This is a genomic window from Clostridium chauvoei, assembly GCF_002327185.1.
Taxonomy (GTDB): Bacteria; Bacillota; Clostridia; order Clostridiales; family Clostridiaceae; genus Clostridium; species Clostridium chauvoei.
On record NZ_CP018624.1, the window covers coordinates 979,504 to 997,393 of the forward strand.

14 protein-coding genes and 1 riboswitch are annotated in these 17,890 nt (G+C 27.3%); of the genes, 12 read left to right on the plus strand and 2 right to left on the minus strand.

All coding sequences use genetic code 11. The features are described from left to right. Positions 1-12 precede the first annotated feature (12 nt). A complete protein-coding gene (pheT, locus tag BTM21_RS04570; RefSeq protein WP_021875892.1) occupies positions 13-2,391 on the plus strand; it encodes a phenylalanine--tRNA ligase subunit beta in 2,379 nt (792 codons plus the stop codon). A 163-nt stretch (positions 2,392-2,554) separates the two neighbouring features. Then, positions 2,555-3,178: a cell division protein ZapA gene (locus BTM21_RS04575; protein ID WP_021875891.1), complete on the plus strand. Its 624-nt coding sequence runs from the start codon at positions 2,555-2,557 to the stop codon at positions 3,176-3,178. Between the two features lie 77 nt (positions 3,179-3,255). On the opposite strand, the gene BTM21_RS04580 is transcribed toward BTM21_RS04575, so the two are convergent. After that, on the minus strand, positions 3,256-3,744 hold the full coding sequence (locus tag BTM21_RS04580; RefSeq protein WP_021875890.1) for a hypothetical protein: 489 nt from the start codon (positions 3,742-3,744) through the stop codon (positions 3,256-3,258). 205 nt (positions 3,745-3,949) lie between these two features. Here BTM21_RS04580 and BTM21_RS04585 point away from each other — a divergent pair, with 205 nt between their 5' ends. From BTM21_RS04585 to BTM21_RS04610, 6 genes are all read left to right on the plus strand, one after another. Further along, a complete protein-coding gene (locus tag BTM21_RS04585) occupies positions 3,950-6,301 on the plus strand; it encodes a U32 family peptidase (RefSeq protein ID WP_021875889.1) in 2,352 nt (783 codons plus the stop codon). A 13-nt stretch (positions 6,302-6,314) separates the two neighbouring features. Then, positions 6,315-6,674, plus strand: a complete 360-nt coding sequence (locus BTM21_RS04590) for a hypothetical protein (RefSeq protein ID WP_021875888.1) — start codon at positions 6,315-6,317, stop codon at positions 6,672-6,674. Between the two features lie 24 nt (positions 6,675-6,698). Further along, a complete protein-coding gene (locus BTM21_RS04595; RefSeq protein ID WP_096145355.1) occupies positions 6,699-9,056 on the plus strand; it encodes an endonuclease MutS2 in 2,358 nt (785 codons plus the stop codon). Between the two features lie 72 nt (positions 9,057-9,128). Further along, entirely contained in the window at positions 9,129-9,617 is a 489-nt protein-coding gene (locus BTM21_RS04600; RefSeq protein ID WP_079481429.1) for a 2-thiouracil desulfurase family protein, read from the plus strand. Further along, the gene (locus BTM21_RS04605; protein WP_079481428.1) at positions 9,580-10,629 is read left to right on the plus strand and encodes a hypothetical protein; all 1,050 of its coding nucleotides are present in this window, start codon (positions 9,580-9,582) and stop codon (positions 10,627-10,629) included. The genes BTM21_RS04600 and BTM21_RS04605 overlap by 38 nt, the downstream gene beginning before the upstream one ends. 90 nt (positions 10,630-10,719) lie before the next feature. Further along, entirely contained in the window at positions 10,720-11,898 is a 1,179-nt protein-coding gene (locus BTM21_RS04610) for a M15 family metallopeptidase (protein WP_242944817.1), read from the plus strand. Between the two features lie 58 nt (positions 11,899-11,956). Here BTM21_RS04610 and BTM21_RS04615 read toward each other — a convergent pair whose 3' ends face one another. Beyond that, positions 11,957-13,420, minus strand: coding sequence for an aminotransferase class I/II-fold pyridoxal phosphate-dependent enzyme (locus BTM21_RS04615; protein WP_172000985.1), 1,464 nt, complete (start codon positions 13,418-13,420; stop codon positions 11,957-11,959). Positions 13,421-13,636: 216 nt separating this feature from the next. On the opposite strand from BTM21_RS04615, the gene BTM21_RS04620 reads away from it, so the two are divergent. The 4 genes from BTM21_RS04620 to BTM21_RS04635 all read left to right on the plus strand — a co-directional run bounded on the left by BTM21_RS04620 (position 13,637) and on the right by BTM21_RS04635 (position 17,684). Further along, positions 13,637-14,242, plus strand: coding sequence for a 50S ribosomal protein L25 (locus BTM21_RS04620; RefSeq protein ID WP_021875881.1), 606 nt, complete (start codon positions 13,637-13,639; stop codon positions 14,240-14,242). 134 nt (positions 14,243-14,376) lie between these two features. Next, positions 14,377-16,104, plus strand: a complete 1,728-nt coding sequence (locus tag BTM21_RS04625; RefSeq protein WP_079481427.1) for a phospho-sugar mutase — start codon at positions 14,377-14,379, stop codon at positions 16,102-16,104. A 110-nt stretch (positions 16,105-16,214) separates the two neighbouring features. Beyond that, entirely contained in the window at positions 16,215-17,309 is a 1,095-nt protein-coding gene (locus BTM21_RS04630; RefSeq protein WP_172000984.1) for a tetratricopeptide repeat protein, read from the plus strand. A gap of 144 nt (positions 17,310-17,453) precedes the next feature. Continuing rightward, the gene (locus BTM21_RS04635; protein WP_079481426.1) at positions 17,454-17,684 is read left to right on the plus strand and encodes a hypothetical protein; all 231 of its coding nucleotides are present in this window, start codon (positions 17,454-17,456) and stop codon (positions 17,682-17,684) included. Between the two features lie 128 nt (positions 17,685-17,812). Next, positions 17,813-17,857, plus strand: a riboswitch (PreQ1 riboswitch). Positions 17,858-17,890 lie beyond the last annotated feature (33 nt).

Genomic DNA, 17,890 nt, shown 5'->3' on the forward strand with positions numbered 1-17,890 from the left:
GAGGTAAAAGAGATGAAAGTACCATTTAATTGGTTAAAAGATTACGTAGAAGTAAATATAGATGCAAAAGAATTAGGAGATAAATTAACTTTATCAGGTTCAGCAGTAGAAGAGGTAATAATACAAGGAGATACAATAAAAAATGTTGTAACTTGTAAACTTGTAGAAATAACTCAACATCCAGATGCAGATAAGTTAAAGATATGTCAAGTTGATATAGGAGCTGAAGAGCCTATACAAATAGTTACAGCAGCAACTAATATGAAGGAACAGGATATAGTACCTGTAGCTCTTCATAAGTCAATACTTGCTGATGGAACAGAAATTAAAAAAGGTAAATTAAGAGGTATAGTTTCAAATGGTATGTTCTGTTCAGAAGAAGAACTTGGAATAGCTGGAGATGAACCAGTACATGGATTAATGATTTTACCACAAGATGCACCTATAGGAATGGATATTAAAGAATATTTAGGACTTAATAAGGCGATATTAGATTTTGAGATAACATCAAATAGACCTGATTGTTTAAGTATTTTAGGTATGGCAAGAGAAACAGCTGCTACAATAAGATCAACTTATAAGATGCCAAACTTTACTTATACTGTTAAAAATTCAGCTAACATTAATGATGAATTAAAAGTAGAAGTTAAAGATGAATTATGTAAAAGATATATGGCAAGAGGAGTTAAGAATGTAAAAGTAGCTCCATCACCATCATGGATGCAAGAAAGACTTTTAGAAGCTGGAGTTAGACCTATAAACAACATAGTTGACATAACTAATTTTGTTATGCTTGAACTAGGGGAACCAATGCATGCTTTTGATAAGAGAGAAATAAAAAGCAATAAAATAGTTGTTTCTAGAGCTAATGCAGGAGAAAAATTTACAACTTTAGATGAAATAGAAAGAGAATTAGATGAAAGTTTTTTATGTATAAAGGATGATAATAATACAATAGCTTTAGCTGGAATAATGGGTGGATTAAACTCAGAAATAAAAGAAGATACTACAGAAGTTGTATTTGAATGTGCAAACTTTGATGGTACTAATATAAGAGTTAATTCAAAGAAATTAAATTTAAGAACTGAAAGTTCATCAAGATTTGAAAAAGATATAGATCCAAATTTAGCTGCTTTAGCTTTAGATAGAGCTTGTGCTTTAATTGAAGAATTAGAGTGCGGTGAAATAATGGAAGGCACAATTGATTTATATAATAATAAAAAAGAAGTTGAAGGTATAACAGTAGATTCAAATTGGATAAATACTTTTTTAGGAACTGATATATCTAAAGAAGAAATGAAAAGATGTTTAGATTCATTAGATTTAGATACAGTTATTGAAGGCGAAAATTTAGTTGTAACTATTCCAACCTTTAGAATTGATATAGCAATTAAAGAAGATATTGCAGAAGAAATAGCAAGAATATATGGATATGACAATATTCCTACAACTATATTTAAGGTTTCAACAGAAAGAGAGCCAAAATATAAGGAGGAATTATTAACAGAAAATGTAATAGACACTATGATTTCAAGTGGACTTAATCAATCAATAAGCTATTCCTTTGTTTCACCAAAGGTTTTTGATAAAATTAAATTACCTGTAGATAGTGAACTTAGAAATGTAGTTAAAATTAAAAATCCTCTTGGGGAAGATTACTCAGTAATGAGAACTACAACTATTCATTCAATGATGGAATGTTTAGGTAGAAACTATTCAAGAAATAATGATTATGTAAGATTATTTGAAGTTGGAAAGGTATATATTCCAAATGAAGATGAAACTAAATTACCTAAAGAGAAAAATATATTAACTATAGGTATATATGGTGAATGTGATTATCTAGATCTTAAGGGAATAGTAGAAAATGTTATAGATAGACTTGGGGTAATTAAAGCTTCATATGTAAGAGAAGCAGAAAATACAAGTTACCATCCAGGAAAGACAGCTGCATTAATGGTAGGTAAAGTTAAAGCCGGTGTTTTAGGAGAAATTCATCCAGATGTAACTGAAGAGTATGGGGTAGATGTAGATTGTTATGTAGCTGAATTAGATTTAGATGTGTTATTTAATAATTCAGAAATTACAAAAAGCTATAAACCACTTCCAAAATTCCCAGCAGTAACAAGGGATATCGCATTATTAGTTAATGATGAAACTTTAGTTCAAGAAATTGAAGATACTATAAGAAAAGCTGGTGGAAACTTAGTTGAAAAAGTTAAACTATTTGATATCTATAAGGGTAGTCAAATACCAGAAGGCAAAAAGAGTATTGCTTATGCAATAGCATATAGAGATGAGAAAAAGACATTAACTGATAAAGATGTAAATAAAGTTCATGATAAAATATTAAGAAGCCTTGAGTATAAATTAGGTGCAACTTTAAGATAATTAAAGAATAAAAGGAGTTTAATTGAAAGATAATTAAACTCCTTTTTAATTATTAAATAAAGTGATTTTACATTCTTAAATTTTCTTAAATAGTAATTTCATATATATTGGTTTTATGGTAAAATATAATAAGCTACAGTTTAAAATGTTTATGAGGTGTAATATGAATACGGTAACGATTAAGATAAATGGAGTAGAATATAATTTAAAAGGAAGAGAAAACCAAGAATACTTAGTGCAAGTTGCAAAATACGTAGATGGAAAAGTAAAAGATATTATGTCAAATAATAAAAAACTTAGTTCTACTGCAGCTGCTACCCTTGCTTCTTTAAACATTGCAGATGAATTGTTTAAAGCTGATATAGAAATAGAAGCTTTAATTAAGGAACGTAATACTAATGAAGAAAAAAAGATAATTTTTAGTGAACGAGTAAAAGAAATAAAAAATGAATGTGATAAGATAATAAGTGAAAAAGATAAAGAAATTGAAAAATTAAAAGAGATAATATCTTTAATGAAAGAAAAAGCAGAAGAGGAAGTAAAAAAAGCACAAGATAGTAATGAATATAAAGAAAAGTTTGAAAAACTTGGACAAGAAGTTACTATAATGGAAGAAGAAATAAAGAAAAATCTTAAAATGAAACAATTACTTGAACAAAGAAATAAAGAAATAAAATTCCAACTTCAAAATTCAAAGTATAAAATTTTAGATTTAGAAAATAAACTTATAGAGGCTCAAATATCTTTAGCAAAAGAAAGAAAAGATAAGAATGTGTTACTTAAGTAAAAAAGCAACTAAAGATTTGATTTAAAAAGGTAGAAAATTGAATTTCTACCTTTTTATTTATTTTATAACATCATTTCCTAGAAATCGTAAATTGTTGCAGTATCTTTTTCTAATTCGTTAACCTTAATTTGTATAGGTTTAATCTTAGATGCATCAGTAGCTTCTATTAATATAAGTTTTTCATTATTATTAGCAGTATTTTCTTCTGTATTTGCAGAAATTAAAAGTTTTGAATCTTCAATTTTAAAGTCTAAATCAATAAAAGCATTACTTTTTCCATTAAAATATAAATATTGTTTATACTCTTCAGCAATTTGAAATCCATATATTCCACGATTAGTAGATTTATTTTCAAGCAAACCTTTTAAAGAAGAGTCTGTTAAAGTATCTAAATTAATTTCTTTTATTAATAACCCATCCTTAGAAAAGTCTTTTAAAATAGTTTCGGTTTGAATCCTGCTTTTCTTTTCAGAAATTATAGAGGAGTTTTTTGAACAAGCTACAGATAGGAATAATAAAGTAATTAAAATAAAGCTAAGCAAACTTGAATTAATTAGTTTCTTCATGATAACCTCCAAATTAATTAATTTTAATAAATATAATAGCTTATGGATTAATTATACATAATTTTAAAAATAAGTAAAGTAATTATAAGAAAAGCTATGTTAATGTATGATAACATAGAAAAAAACTTTATTTTGTGTTATATATAATTAGTAGAAGTTAAAAATACCAATAAAATTATAGAGTACATTAAATAGGAGAATTTTTATGAATAGAGTTGAAATTTTAGCACCTGCTGGAAGTATGGAGAGTTTATTTGCAGCAATTAATAAAGGTGCTGATGCAGTTTATTTAGGTGGAAATAAGTTTTCAGCTAGAGCGTATGCCTCAAACTTTGATAATGATAACATGATAAAGGCTATAGATTATGCTCATAGCTATGGAGTAAAAGTTTATGTAACGATAAATACAATACTTAAAGAAAATGAAATAGAAGAAGCAGTAAGATATGTAGGTTTTTTATATGAAATAGGGGTAGATGCTATAATAATTCAAGATTTAGGTCTTGTTAAAAGAGTTAAAGAAGATTATCCAGATATGGAGCTTCATGCCTCTACTCAAATGACTATACATAATGGCGAAGGAGTACTATTTTTTAAAGAGAAGGGATTTCAAAGAATAGTTCTATCAAGAGAACTATCTATAGATGAAGTTAAACATATTTCAAAGGATCTTTGTATAGAGACAGAGATATTTGTACATGGAGCTCTTTGTATATCTTATTCAGGACAGTGCCTAATGAGTTCGATGATAGGTGGTAGAAGTGGAAATAGAGGTAGATGTGCTCAGCCTTGCAGAATGGAATATACATTAAAAGGCAATATATCAGGTGAAAAGAAAGCCTACATTTTAAGCCCTAAGGATACATGTACAATAGAAGATATGGAAGAAATAATAGAATCAGGTACATCTTCTTTAAAAATTGAGGGAAGAATGAAAAGACCAGAATATGTAGCGGGAGTTGTAGAGAATTATAGAAAAGCTTGTGATAAAGTGTTATATAATGAAAAATACAATGTAACTGAAGGAAAAAGGGAATTGCTTCAATTATTTAATAGAAGTGGTTTTTCAAAAGCTTATCTGCATAAAAATGTAGGAAGGGATATGATGAGTTATAAAAATCCTAAAAATACAGGTGTACCTTTAGGTTTAGTAGAGGGAAATGGAGAAATAATTTTAAAAGAGAATGTATCTATAGGAGATGGATTTAGATTTAGGGATAAAGGATTTAATATAAATAAGATTATATTTAATGGAGTAGAAGTAAGAGATGCAAAGAGGGGAGATAGAGTTAAATTATTTCCTACTATGTATAAAAAAGGTGATGAGTTATTTAAGTCTTTAGATAAAAAGTTATTTGATAGATTAGAAGAATTTATAAAACCATATAATAGAAAAATCTCATTAGAGGCAAAGGTTATATTTAAGGTGTTAGAACCTATGACTTTAAAAATAAATTATAATGGTAATGCCTATGAATTTAAAGGCGAAATTGTACAAAAAGCAGAAAAGAAACCTTTAGAAAAAGAAAGAATAATTGAAGCACTTAAAAAATCTGGAGATTGTACATTTAAATTAAATAAAGTAAATTTTGAAGAGTATGAGGAGGGTTTCTTAAGAGTATCTGATTTAAATACTTTAAGGAGAAATGCTTTAGAAGGAATTCAAAAAGCTATAAGCAAGAGTTATAGAAGAAAAAGACCTGATAAGATAGAGGAAGAAATAATAAACTATTCTAATGAAAGAATGGATATTTTATATAGTTGTATAACTAAAAGTCAACTTAAAGCACTTATTGAAGAAGGGAAAAAGGAAATTTCTTTAGATATATTCAATAGACATAAAGATGCTTTAAGAATAGTGGATATAAAAGAATTAAAAGATAAAAATAAAGATATAAATATATATCTAAAAGTTCCTAATATAATAAAAGGAGAATTTGATAAAGTAATAAAGATAATAGATGAAGTTAAACCATATATAAAGGGGATTATAACTTCAAATGTAGGTATAATTAGAAGATATGAAAATAAATTTTATATAATAGGTGATTATAAATTTAATATCATAAATTCTCAAGCTTTAAAGTTCTATCAAAATATAATAGATATGCCTACTTTAAGTATAGAATTAAATAGAAAAGAAATAAAAAATATGCTTAAGGGCAATAAAGGCAATGTTCAAGGGATTATTTATGGTAAACCTGAACTTATGATAAGTGAATATTGTCCAATAGGAAGTACTTTTGGAGATAAATCTTCAAATAGTAATTGTAATTTAGCATGTACAAGGGATGAATTTACTTTAGTTGATAGAATAAATGAGAAATTCAGAGTTATGACTGATATATTTTGTAGAAGTTATATTTTAAATCCAACGCCTATTAATATGATAGATGAAATAGAGGATTTAAAGAATATTGGGATAAATTCATTTAGAGTAGAATTTAGAGATGAAGATTATAACGAAGTTAAGAAGGTTATAAGAATGTTAAAGGGTAATGAAGTAATTAATAATAAAGATTATACAAAAGGCCACTATAGAAGGGGTATAGAATAACAGGAGGATAAAGATGAGTATAGGAACAATAAAACTTTCATTAATAGGTATATTTATATTAGGAGTTATAGTAATTATTTCTACAGTAAAATTAAAGACATGTCCAGGAATTAAAAAGGCTACAGATGATCAAAGAAGAAAAGGTATAGGCCTTATAAAGACATTATGGAAAAACCAAATAATAATATCATCTATGGCATTAGCTTTATATTTAATAGCTTTTATGGTAAATGATAAAACTGATGCTATGGTGTTAAAAATTATTAGTTTAATGTCTTCTGCTTTTATAGCAGTAACAGCATTTTACACTGTATTTAGTTATAATAAATTTAAAAAAAATTTTGCTAATTTAATCGAGGAAATTTATAAATAGGCTATATTTTAAAAGGAGAGAAAAATGAACGAAAAATCTCTAAGAGTATTGGAATTTAATAAGGTAAAAGAAAAATTGAAATTTTATTCTGTTACATCAGGAGGGAAAGAACTAATAGATAACTTAAAGCCATATTCAACTATATTTGAAGTTGAAAATAAACTTCAAGAAAGTGATGAAGCTTTAGATATATTAATTAGAAAAGGAGCACCTCCATTTGAGGGGTTATTTGATGTACGAGAAGCTTTAGAAAGAGCAGAAAAAGGAGGCGTATTATCACCAGGTCAATTACTTAGAATTGGTGGTATGCTTAGATGTTCAAGAAGATTTAAGGATTATATTTCAAGAACTGAAGAAGAAATTGCATATCCTAAACTAGAAGATTTAGCATATATATTAACTCCTATAAAATCATTAGAAGATGCAATAGAAAATGCTATTATTTCAGAAGAAGAGATAAGCGATAAGGCAAGTTCAACATTGCATAATATAAGAAGAAGTATAAAAGAAAAAAACTCATCAGTTAGAGAGAAAATAAATAGTATAGTTAGAGCAAACGCAAAGTATCTTCAAGATAGTTTATATACTATGAGAGGGGATAGATATGTTTTACCTGTAAAGGCAGAATATAAAGGGGCTGTTCAAGGGCTTGTACATGATCAAAGTTCAACTGGAGCTACTTTATTTATAGAACCTATAAGTCTTGTAAACTTAAATAATGAGATAAAAGAGCTAAAATTAAAGGAACAAGCAGAAATAGAAAGAATCTTAATGGATCTTTCAGAAAGAGTTTCATTAAATATAGATGATGCTAAAAGCAATGCTAAAATGTTAGTAGAATTAGATTTTATTTTTGCTAAGGGTAAATATGGATCAGCTATAAATGCAATATGTCCTAAAATAAATGAAGAAAAAGTTTTTGATATTATACAAGGAAGACATCCACTTATTGATCCTAAAATAGTTGTACCATCAGATATATATATAGGAAAAGAATTTAATACATTAATGATTACAGGTCCAAATACTGGTGGTAAAACAGTAACGTTAAAAACAGTAGGTTTATTGCATTTAATGGCATTAAGCGGTTTATTAATACCTGCAAAAGATGGGTCAAAAGTAGGATTCTTTACTAAAATATTTGCAGATATTGGAGATGAACAAAGTATAGAACAATCTTTATCAACTTTCTCATCTCATATGACAAATATAGTAAATATAATGGAAGAAGCAGATGAAAATTCATTAGTTTTATTTGATGAATTAGGATCAGGTACAGACCCAGTAGAAGGTGCTGGATTAGCAGTAGCTATTTTAGATACTTTAAGAAATAGAGGAGCAAAACAAATAGCTACAACTCATTACAGTGAATTAAAGGGGTATGCTTTAAAAACTCCAGGAATAGAAAATGCATCTGTAGAATTTGACGTTGAAACCTTAAGACCAACTTACAGATTATTAATAGGTATTCCAGGAAAATCCAATGCTTTTCAAATATCCAAAAGATTAGGTCTTAAAGATGATATTATATCTAAAGCCAAAGCTTACATTTCAGAAGAAAACCTACAATTTGAAGATTTAATAAGAGAACTTCAAGAAAAAAGTATAATTGCAAATAGAGATGCACGAGAAGCTAGAAAAATTAAAATTGAAGCTGAAGAAGTAAAAAAGAAATATGATGAAAAACTTAAAAGATTAGAAGAAGTAAGAGATAAAGCTTATGAAGATGCAAGAAGAGATGCTAAAGATATAATTAGTAGAGCTAAAGATGAAGCAGATGAAATATTAAAGGCTATGAGAGAACTTGAAAAGCTTGGAATAGAGCAAGGTGGTAGAAAAAGACTAGAAGAAGAAAGAAAGAAATTAAAGGATGCCTTAGAAGAGAGAGAAGCATCCCTTATGAAAATGAAAGAAAATCAAGGAGAAGTTATAGATAAAGTCAATTTAGGAATGGAAGCATTTTTACCATCTCTAAATCAAAAAGTTATAATTATTTCAATGCCAGATTCTAGAGGAGAAGTACAAGTAGAAGCTGGGATAATGAAAATAAATGTTAAACTTAAAGATTTAAGAAAAACAAATGATACTCCTAAGAAAAAAGAAAAGAAAAAAAGAGAAGTAAAATTAAATCTAAAATCAGTAGAAAGTAGAATAGATTTAAGAGGTATGGATTCAGAGGAAGCTTGTTTTAGAACAGATAAATATTTAGATGAAGCATATATGGTTAACCTAGGAGAAGTTGTAATTGTTCATGGAAAAGGTACTGGAGTACTTAGAAAAGCTATAAGCGATATGTTAAAAAGACATCCTCACGTTAAATCATATAGATTAGGAGTCTATGGAGAAGGCGGAGATGGAGTTACTATAGCAACTTTAAAATAATATTTTAATAAAAGAGACCCATTGTTTAGGGTCTCTTTTGTGCTATAATATTATTATAGTGAGGTGACTTAAGTGTATATAATAAGTGGGTGTTTATGTGGGATAAATTGCAAATATAATGGCAAAAATAATTTGAATTCAGAATGTATGAAGTTATTTAAAGAAGGAAAAGCTATTTTAGTTTGTCCAGAGCAGCTTGGAGGACTTTCTACTCCAAGAAGACCTGCAGAGATGATGGACAATCCTAGAGGGATAATAGAGGGAAAGGGAATATTATTAAATAATAACAATGTAGATGTTACAGAATTTTTTAAAAAAGGTGCTTTAGAAGTTTTAAATATAGCTAAAATGATAAATCCTAAAATGATAATTTTAAAAGATGGAAGTCCTTCATGTGGAGTAAATTATGTATACGATGGAAGTTTTTCAGGAAAGAAGATACTAGGACAAGGACTTACAACCTTTATTTTAAAAGAGAATGGATTTAAGGTTATTAGTGAATTAGATTTAGGAGGAGAGAAGAGTGGGATTTTGGAATCTATTCAAGAAAAAAACAAATAATACTTACTATGATGATGAAGAGCTTTATGAAGAAGAAATAGGCCAAGAGGATGAACATAAAGTCTCTTCTGTAAACATAGAATATGAATTTTCAAGCGAAATAAAAAATAGTGAAATGTTAATTGAAAAGGATATTGAAGAAATTCACTATGAAGATAGAAAATTAACTAATGAAGAGATAGATGAATTGATTACAGGTGAAATCTTAAGAGTTATAGAAAATCATGATGATTTTGAAAAATTAAAATTAAGTGCAAAAGAAGCTGTTAGAAATATAGGAGAAGAATATCTTTATTTAATACCAGGATATATTATTGATAAAATATCTAGACCTAAAAATTTAAGAAGTCAATATGATGCATTAGGTGAATGGCCAATGGTTGTTGAAAATGCAGTTTTGATGATTTTGTTTAGTTATAGAGAAACTGGAGTAGAAGCATTATCTAAAATAGCATATAAAAATTCGGCAATAAATATATCATTAAGATTAAAAGCCATTAATCTCCTTTGCAAATTAGCAGCAGATGGTGTAGAATGTGAAAATATAGTGAATAAAATAATGAATAATTTAATGGCTTTTGATGATGAAAAGAAAATCAAAATATTTGGATTTATGTCTCAAATAAAAGGTAATAATCAAGTTATTAGTTTAATTCAACATTTTTATAAAAGCTTTGTTAAGCATGGAGATGTAGAATATGGATATGAAACATTATTACATCTTATAAATGCAGCAGAAAAATTTACTACAGGACATCTAAATTTCTTAAAAATGTTAGCTTTAGGAAAAGGAACTATTAATTTAGAAGAAATTATGGGATTAGATGAAGATGAAGAAAAGATAATCTACGTAAAAGATATAGTTGAAGAGTATAAAGTTAAAGCTGCTATTACTTATTATAATTTAGAAAAAAGTGATAGTGATATTAATAGTAAGCTATATTATTGGAGTGAATACTCTTTAGATAAGAATATAAGAGAAGAAATAAAAAAAGTAATTAATGATAATTAATTTTAAAAAGGTAAAATGAAAACTTAATATTCATTTTACCTTTTAGATTTCAAAAATAATTACAAAGTAAGATATCTAGGAGGGAAATCATTGAGACAGGATAATTTAAAAACAGAATTAAATAAAGTCAAAGTGAAAAAGTTACATGAAAAACCTAGAAGGAAAAGTAAAAAAATGATAAGACGATCTATTATAGTTATGTTAGTAGGAGGAGTTATAGTAGGAATTAGTGTATATATGCCTATACAAATGAAATATAAAAATCTTTTAGAAAAAGAAGTAATTGCAGGAGAAAGATTTGATTCAAAGATAAAAGTAATTAATGACTTCAAATATATAAAAGATCATGTAGATGAAATTTATACTTCTAATGATAAAATTGAAGAGATAAAAAAGAAAATATTAGAAGCTTCAAATGAAATATCTAATGGGGTTACAGAAAAACTAGAAGGCTTAGTAGCAGACCTAAGTAACATGGTAAATGAAATAAGCGTATCTAATGAAATGGAGCTTCAAGGATTATTCGATAAAATAAATGAGGACAAACTAGAAGGTTTTAATGAAGAAGAAGTAAGTAAAGTTAATAGTTATATAAATGAATTTAATGATTGTTTTAAAAATAAACAATATAAAAAATCAAAAGAAATTTTAGATGCTTTATCAACATACATAAGTGATATTAAAAAAATAGCAAATGAAAGAAGAATAAAAGAAATTTATGAAAAAAAATCTAAGGAAGATTCAAGCTTAAGAGAGCCTAAATATATAAATGGAATATTACTTGTAAATAAAGAGTTTGGATTGCCTGATAACTTTGGAACTGGAGAAAGTCAAGAGGCAAGAGTTGCTTTTGAACAAATGAAAGCAGATGCTTCAAAGGAAGGTATATATTTACATGCTTTTTCAACTTATAGAAGCTATTGGTCACAAAATAGACTTTATTGGAACTATGCATCAAGTTATGGACAAGACCCAACAGATACTTTTTCGGCAAAACCTGGATTTAGTGAACATCAAACAGGACTAGCTTTTGATATAGGAGGCACAGATAGATCTTTATGGGCAGAGAATGATTTTAAGTACACTAAAGAAGCAGAGTGGCTTAAAAATAATTCACATAAATATGGCTTTATTTTAAGATATCCGGAAGGAAAAGAATGGAAAACGGGGTTTATGTTTGAATCTTGGCATTTTAGATATATAGGAGTAGAACATAGCAAACATTTTGAAAATAGCAACTTAACTTTAGAGGAATATTTAGGTGTTTAAAAGATAATGAAAATAGGGAATTTAGTATAGCTAAATTCCCTATTTTTTATCTTAATAATTAAATTTCAACTATCTTTATACTTGTTACTGTAGGATCTTCAGTTCCCTGAACATATAAGTTCGCTCTTTTTAAATCCTCTACATAATTAACAATTTCTTCATTTATTTTTTCACCAGGACATAATAATGGTATGCCAGGTGGATAGGCAAGAAGAAATTCTCCAGATATTTTTCCTATACTTTCTTTTAAAGGTGTGGATATTTTATCGCTATAAAAAGCTTCTCTTGGATTTATTACTTTAGGTGCAATAGAAGGTATATCTAAAAAATCTGGAATATAAGGTTTTTTTCCATAATATTCTTTAGAAATTTCTTTTAAGGCTTTTAGTAATCTTTCCATCCCTTCTCTAGTATCGCCAAAGGAACCAACAGCTAAGACATTATAAAAATCTGATAATTCCATTTGTATATGATATTTATTAGAAAGAATCATATCAAGTTCAAAGCCAGTAATACCTAGCTCCCTAGAAGATATAGTTAGTTTAGTTGAATCAAAGGAATAACATCCAGGTTTACCTAATATTTCTTCTCCAAAAGAATAAAATCCAGGTATTTTATTAATTTCATTTCTTGTATACTTACAAAGTTCTATAGTTTTATCTAATAACGTAGAACCGTTAATAGCAATTTGTCTTCTAGCGGTATCTAAGGAAGCCATTAATATATAAGAAGGAGAAGTTGTTTGAAGCAGATTTAGTATTTGCTTAACTCTTTTAGGATCAATATATTTACTTTTTACATGAAGTAAAGAACCTTGTGTTAAAGAACCAATTATTTTATGGGTACTTTGAGCACAAATGTCAGCTCCAGCTTCAAGAGCTGATGTAGGTAGTTTGTTTGAAAATGCTAAATGAGGTCCATGAGCTTCATCTACAATAAGTGGGATATTATAGCTATGAACTATATTAGCAATTTCTTTAATATCAGTTGCAACACCGTAATATGTAGGGTTTATTATTAAAACAGCTTTAGCATCTTTATTTTCTTCTAAAGTTTTTTTTACAGTTTTAGGAGTTACTCCGTGAGCAATCCCTAATTTTTTATCTAATTCTGGTTGCATAAATACTGGTACAGCACCACTTAGTATTATTCCAGCAGTAACAGATTTATGGACATTTCTAGGAACTATAATTTTATCTCCATCAGTTACAGTTGACATAATCATAGCTTGTATAGCACCCGATGTTCCATGAATTGAGAAAAATGATGCATCAGCACCATAGGCATCAGCAGCTAATTCTTGAGCTTTTTTTATAGGTCCTGTTGGATGATGTAAACTATCTACTGACTTAAAAACAGTAACATCTATTTTAAATGGATTTTCCCCAATGAAATTTTTAAACTCCTCATCTATGCCTACGCCTTTTTTATGTCCAGGAACATGAAATGGTAAAGTATCATAATCTACATATTTTAGCAAGGCATTAAAAAGAGGAGTTTCTTTTTGATTCATTTTATACACTATAGACACCTTCTTTCAATAATATTTTCTATTAATAAATATATTTTATGCAAGCATAAATATTATATTTTAACAATATTGATTATTTAATAAAATTCTTTAAAGGAAATAAAAATACAATAAGGTAAATAGATAAAATATGTATAAAATTTTACTTTAAAGTAAAGAATACAAAAGAGAGTGTTAAAATACATAATTTTTAGGAGGTAATTATCTGTGACAAATTTAGAATTAAATAAGAGAGATAATAAAGTTTCAAATAGTGCTAAGAAAGCAAGAAGAAATGGAAAGGTCCCAGGTGTTTTATATGGAAAAACAATCAAGAGTTTAATGTTTGAAGTAGGAGAGTTAGAATTAGCAAGAGAAATAGCATGTGAAGGAGAACATGGTATATTAAATTTTAATTTAACCGGAGAAAATCATAAAGCATTAGTTAAGGATGTTCAAAGAGATCCAGTATCTCATAAAATAATACATTTAGATTTAGAAGAATTACAAGGAAATCAAAATATAATATCTTCAGTACCAATTCATTATGTTGGAGAAGAGATATTAACTAAAAGAGGAATTGTTCTTCAAAAAGAAAGAGATAGTGTAAAGGTAGAATGTGCAGCTGATCTATTACCTAAATATTTAGAAGTTAAAGTAAATAGAGGGGGAGTAGGTTCAGTTTATAAGTTTGGAGATTTAGAAGTAGCATCTGAAATTTCAATAGTAGACGATTTAAATTCTGTAATAGCATCTATTAGCTATGAAAGAAAAACTGTAGCTGATGATATGGAAGCTGTAGTAGAATCAGAAGAAAAAGATCTAAATAAGTAATAATTACTATATTTAAGTTATGATAGTAAGAGTTATAGCGATTTTTTTTGTTATAGCTCTTTATATTTTATGTTTAAATAGTTTATTATTTATTGTATAATAATATCTGATTATTAAATTAAGGAGGGGTATTTATGTTATTTATGGAAAAATACCAACATTGGTTAGATTCAACAATAGTTGATGAGGAAATTAAAGAAGAGTTAAGAAATATAAAAGATGAAAAAGAATTAGAAGATAGATTTTATAAAGAACTTGACTTTGGTACTGGAGGATTAAGAGGAATAATTGGAGCAGGTAGTAATAGAATGAATATATATACTGTTTCAAAAGCAACTCAAGGATTTGCTAATTATTTAAATGGAAGATTTGAAAATCCATCAGTTGCAATAGCTTATGATTCTAGAAATATGTCAAAAGAGTTTGCAAAATCAGCAGCTTTAACTCTTTGTGCAAATAACGTAAAGGTTTATCTTTTTGAAGATTTAAGACCTACACCGATGCTTTCATTTGCAACAAGATATTTAAATTGCTATGGTGGAATAGTTATAACTGCTTCACATAATCCAAAAGAATATAATGGATATAAAGTTTATGATGAATTTGGTGGACAAGTTACAGATGAAAAAGCAAATATAATCATAAATGAAGTTAATAAAATAAAAGACTTTAACGAAATTAAGAATATGACAGAAGAAGAAGCTTTACATAAGCAATTATTAGTGTATATAGGTGAAGAAGTTGATAAAGCTTATATTGAATCTGTTAAAGGATTAAGTATAAGAACTAAGCTTGTTAAAGAAAAAGCTAATGAATTAAAAGTAATATATACTCCGATACATGGGTCTGGTAATGTTCCAGTAAGAAGAGTTTTAAAAGAACTTGGATATACTGGAGTTAAAGTTGTTAAGGAACAAGAAGCACCAGATGGAAATTTCCCAACAGCTTCATATCCAAACCCGGAAGAACCAGCTGTATTCAAATTAGCGTTAGATATGGCTAAAACAGAAAATCCAGATGTTATTTTTGCAACAGACCCAGATGCAGATAGAATAGGTGTTGTAGTTAAAGATAGTACAGGAGAATATAGAGTTTTAACTGGTAATCAAACAGGATTATTATTAACTCATTATATTTTAGATGCCCTAAAAGAAGAGGGTAAGCTACCAAAAGATGGAGTAATAATTAAAACTATAGTTACTACTGAAGGAGCTAGAAAGATAGCTGAAGATTATAATGTTGAGTTAATGGATGTATTAACAGGATTCAAATATATAGGTGAAAAAATTAGAGAATTTAAAGAAGCAAAAAATAAAACATATCTTTTTGGATTTGAAGAAAGTTATGGATATTTAGCAGGAGATTTCGTAAGAGATAAGGACGCTGTTATTGCATCTATGTTAATAGCAGAAATGACTTTATTCTATAAAGAACAAGGAAAGAGTCTATATGATGGATTAATAGATTTATATGAAAAATATGGATACTTCAAAGAAAATTTAGTTTCATTTGGCTTAAAAGGAAAAGAAGGTCAAGAAAAAATAGCTAAGTGTATAGATTCATTAAGAAATACTAAATTAACTGAAGTTAATGGCGTAAAAGTTAAAACTAAATTAGATTATAAATTAAGTATTGAAGAAGATGTGATTACAGGAGAAAAGAAAAATATAAATCTTCCAAAGTCTAATGTACTTAAGTTTATATTAGAAAATGGTTCATATTTTGTTATAAGACCATCAGGAACTGAGCCAAAAATGAAAGCATATCTTGCTGTTAAGGGTAATAGCTTAAAGGGTGCAGAAGAAGATTTAGAAACATTTAAAGAAAATGTAGTTTCATTAATAAATGAAAAATTAGCATAATAAACAGCAAGGAACTTAGAGATATCTGAGTTCCTTTTTAAATATAATCTTGAAAAAATATATTTATTAAGGTACTATGATAAGATAAGTAAAAGCAAGGAGGGTTTAACTTGGATTACAATTCAGTATTTAAAGAGAAACTTGGTAAAATGTTATTTTTAGAAATAAATGAAGAAGGCTTTAAAAAAAGTATTAGTATGCCTAGTTATGTAACTTTAAAAAATAAGGATTTATATATACCGGTATCCTCAGAATATGTTACAGAGAATGCAAATAATGAATTAAAGATGAAGAACTTACCTATATATTATTTTGTTGAAGGTATGTTTTTAGCATTAGGTGCAGATGAAAAATTAAGATTCAATGATGATTATGAAACAATTCTTACATATATAAAAGATGCAGAGGTTTGTATAAAGAGTATAGTATCTAAAAAGATAAAAGAGGATAAATTAGTAGATGCGTATTTATTATTAAAAGGATTATATAAGTATGCAAATGATTTAGATGTTATGAAGAAGCTATTATTAGTTGGAGAAACTATAAGAGAAAAAGATAATGGATTTAAGGGAATATTACTTTCAGATATAGAATACTGTGAGAAGAAATTGTTAAAAATACCAGAGGCATATCTTTATAAGACTCTTATTTTAAAAGATGATGGAGACTTTAAAGCAGCAAGAGTTTCTATTAATGAGTATATAAACCTTGGAGGGCCAGTTACTGAAGAAATAAATGTAATAATGGAAGATATAAGTAATATATCAGATTATGAACAAGCTATTGAATATTTAAAGGATGAGCCAGCTAAGTCTATAGGTATTTTATTAAATTTATCAGAAAAGTTTAATGATAATCCGTTAATATATTATTATTTAGGTGTAGCTTATAGAAAATTAGAAAACTATGAAAAAGCTATATACTATTTAAATGAAAGTATATCAAAGGAAAGTGGAATACTAGAGGTTGTAGTAGAACTTGGAGTAAATTATGCATGTATTAATGATTTTGAAACTGCTATAAAATATTTCAAAAAAGCTTTTGAAGCAACTAAGGAAGTTGAAATATGCACAAATATAGTAATGTGCTATATTAATTTGAATAATATTGAACAAGCAAAATTACATTTAGATATAGCTAAAAAACTAGCTCCAGAAGATGAAATTGTAAAAGAATTAGAGATTATATTAAAAAAGCAAAGTTAAATATGAAAAATCAAAAAGTAGTTAATTATTTTTAGCTACTTTTTTGAATCTTGAAGTGGGATTTAAGTTAGGTATTTCAATGGAACATTTAAAATATAAGTGAATACTATAAAATTATAGTATATCTAGGAGGATTAATTTTAAATGAACGGATATGAACTAATTATGAAACTTCAAGAAAAGATGCAAGATCCAAGATTTGCAGAAAAGTTTAACAGAATACAAGCAGACCTTAATAATATACCAGGATTGCAACAGGAAGTAATGAGAATAGCACAAATAGATAATGAAAGAAGTAGACAAAAGGCTATAGATAGATTGCCAGATAGAGCTAAAAGAGCAATGAAAGAAATACTTAAGATGTTAGATATGTAATATAAATTAAAAAAGGTAGTTGTGAAAAAATATAACTACCTTTTTGTATAATTAAGTATTGAAAAAAAATAGAAAATATTATATACTGATTAAGTATTTTAAAAACTAAATAAAAAGACCAGGTTAACCTGGGAGAGGTTCGTAACCATCCCTCTATAAAAAACTAGGAATATAATATGTATTTTTTTATACATATTTCTAATGAA

Coding starts and splice junctions, on each gene's coding strand:
- pheT (WP_021875892.1), top strand. CDS start 13: ATGAAAGTACCATTTAATTGGTTAAAAGATTACGTAGAAGTAAATATA.
- BTM21_RS04575 (WP_021875891.1), top strand. CDS start 2,555: ATGAATACGGTAACGATTAAGATAAATGGAGTAGAATATAATTTAAAA.
- BTM21_RS04580 (WP_021875890.1), bottom strand. CDS start 3,744: ATGAAGAAACTAATTAATTCAAGTTTGCTTAGCTTTATTTTAATTACT.
- BTM21_RS04585 (WP_021875889.1), top strand. CDS start 3,950: ATGAATAGAGTTGAAATTTTAGCACCTGCTGGAAGTATGGAGAGTTTA.
- BTM21_RS04590 (WP_021875888.1), top strand. CDS start 6,315: ATGAGTATAGGAACAATAAAACTTTCATTAATAGGTATATTTATATTA.
- BTM21_RS04595 (WP_096145355.1), top strand. CDS start 6,699: ATGAACGAAAAATCTCTAAGAGTATTGGAATTTAATAAGGTAAAAGAA.
- BTM21_RS04625 (WP_079481427.1), top strand. CDS start 14,377: ATGTTATTTATGGAAAAATACCAACATTGGTTAGATTCAACAATAGTT.
- BTM21_RS04635 (WP_079481426.1), top strand. CDS start 17,454: ATGAACGGATATGAACTAATTATGAAACTTCAAGAAAAGATGCAAGAT.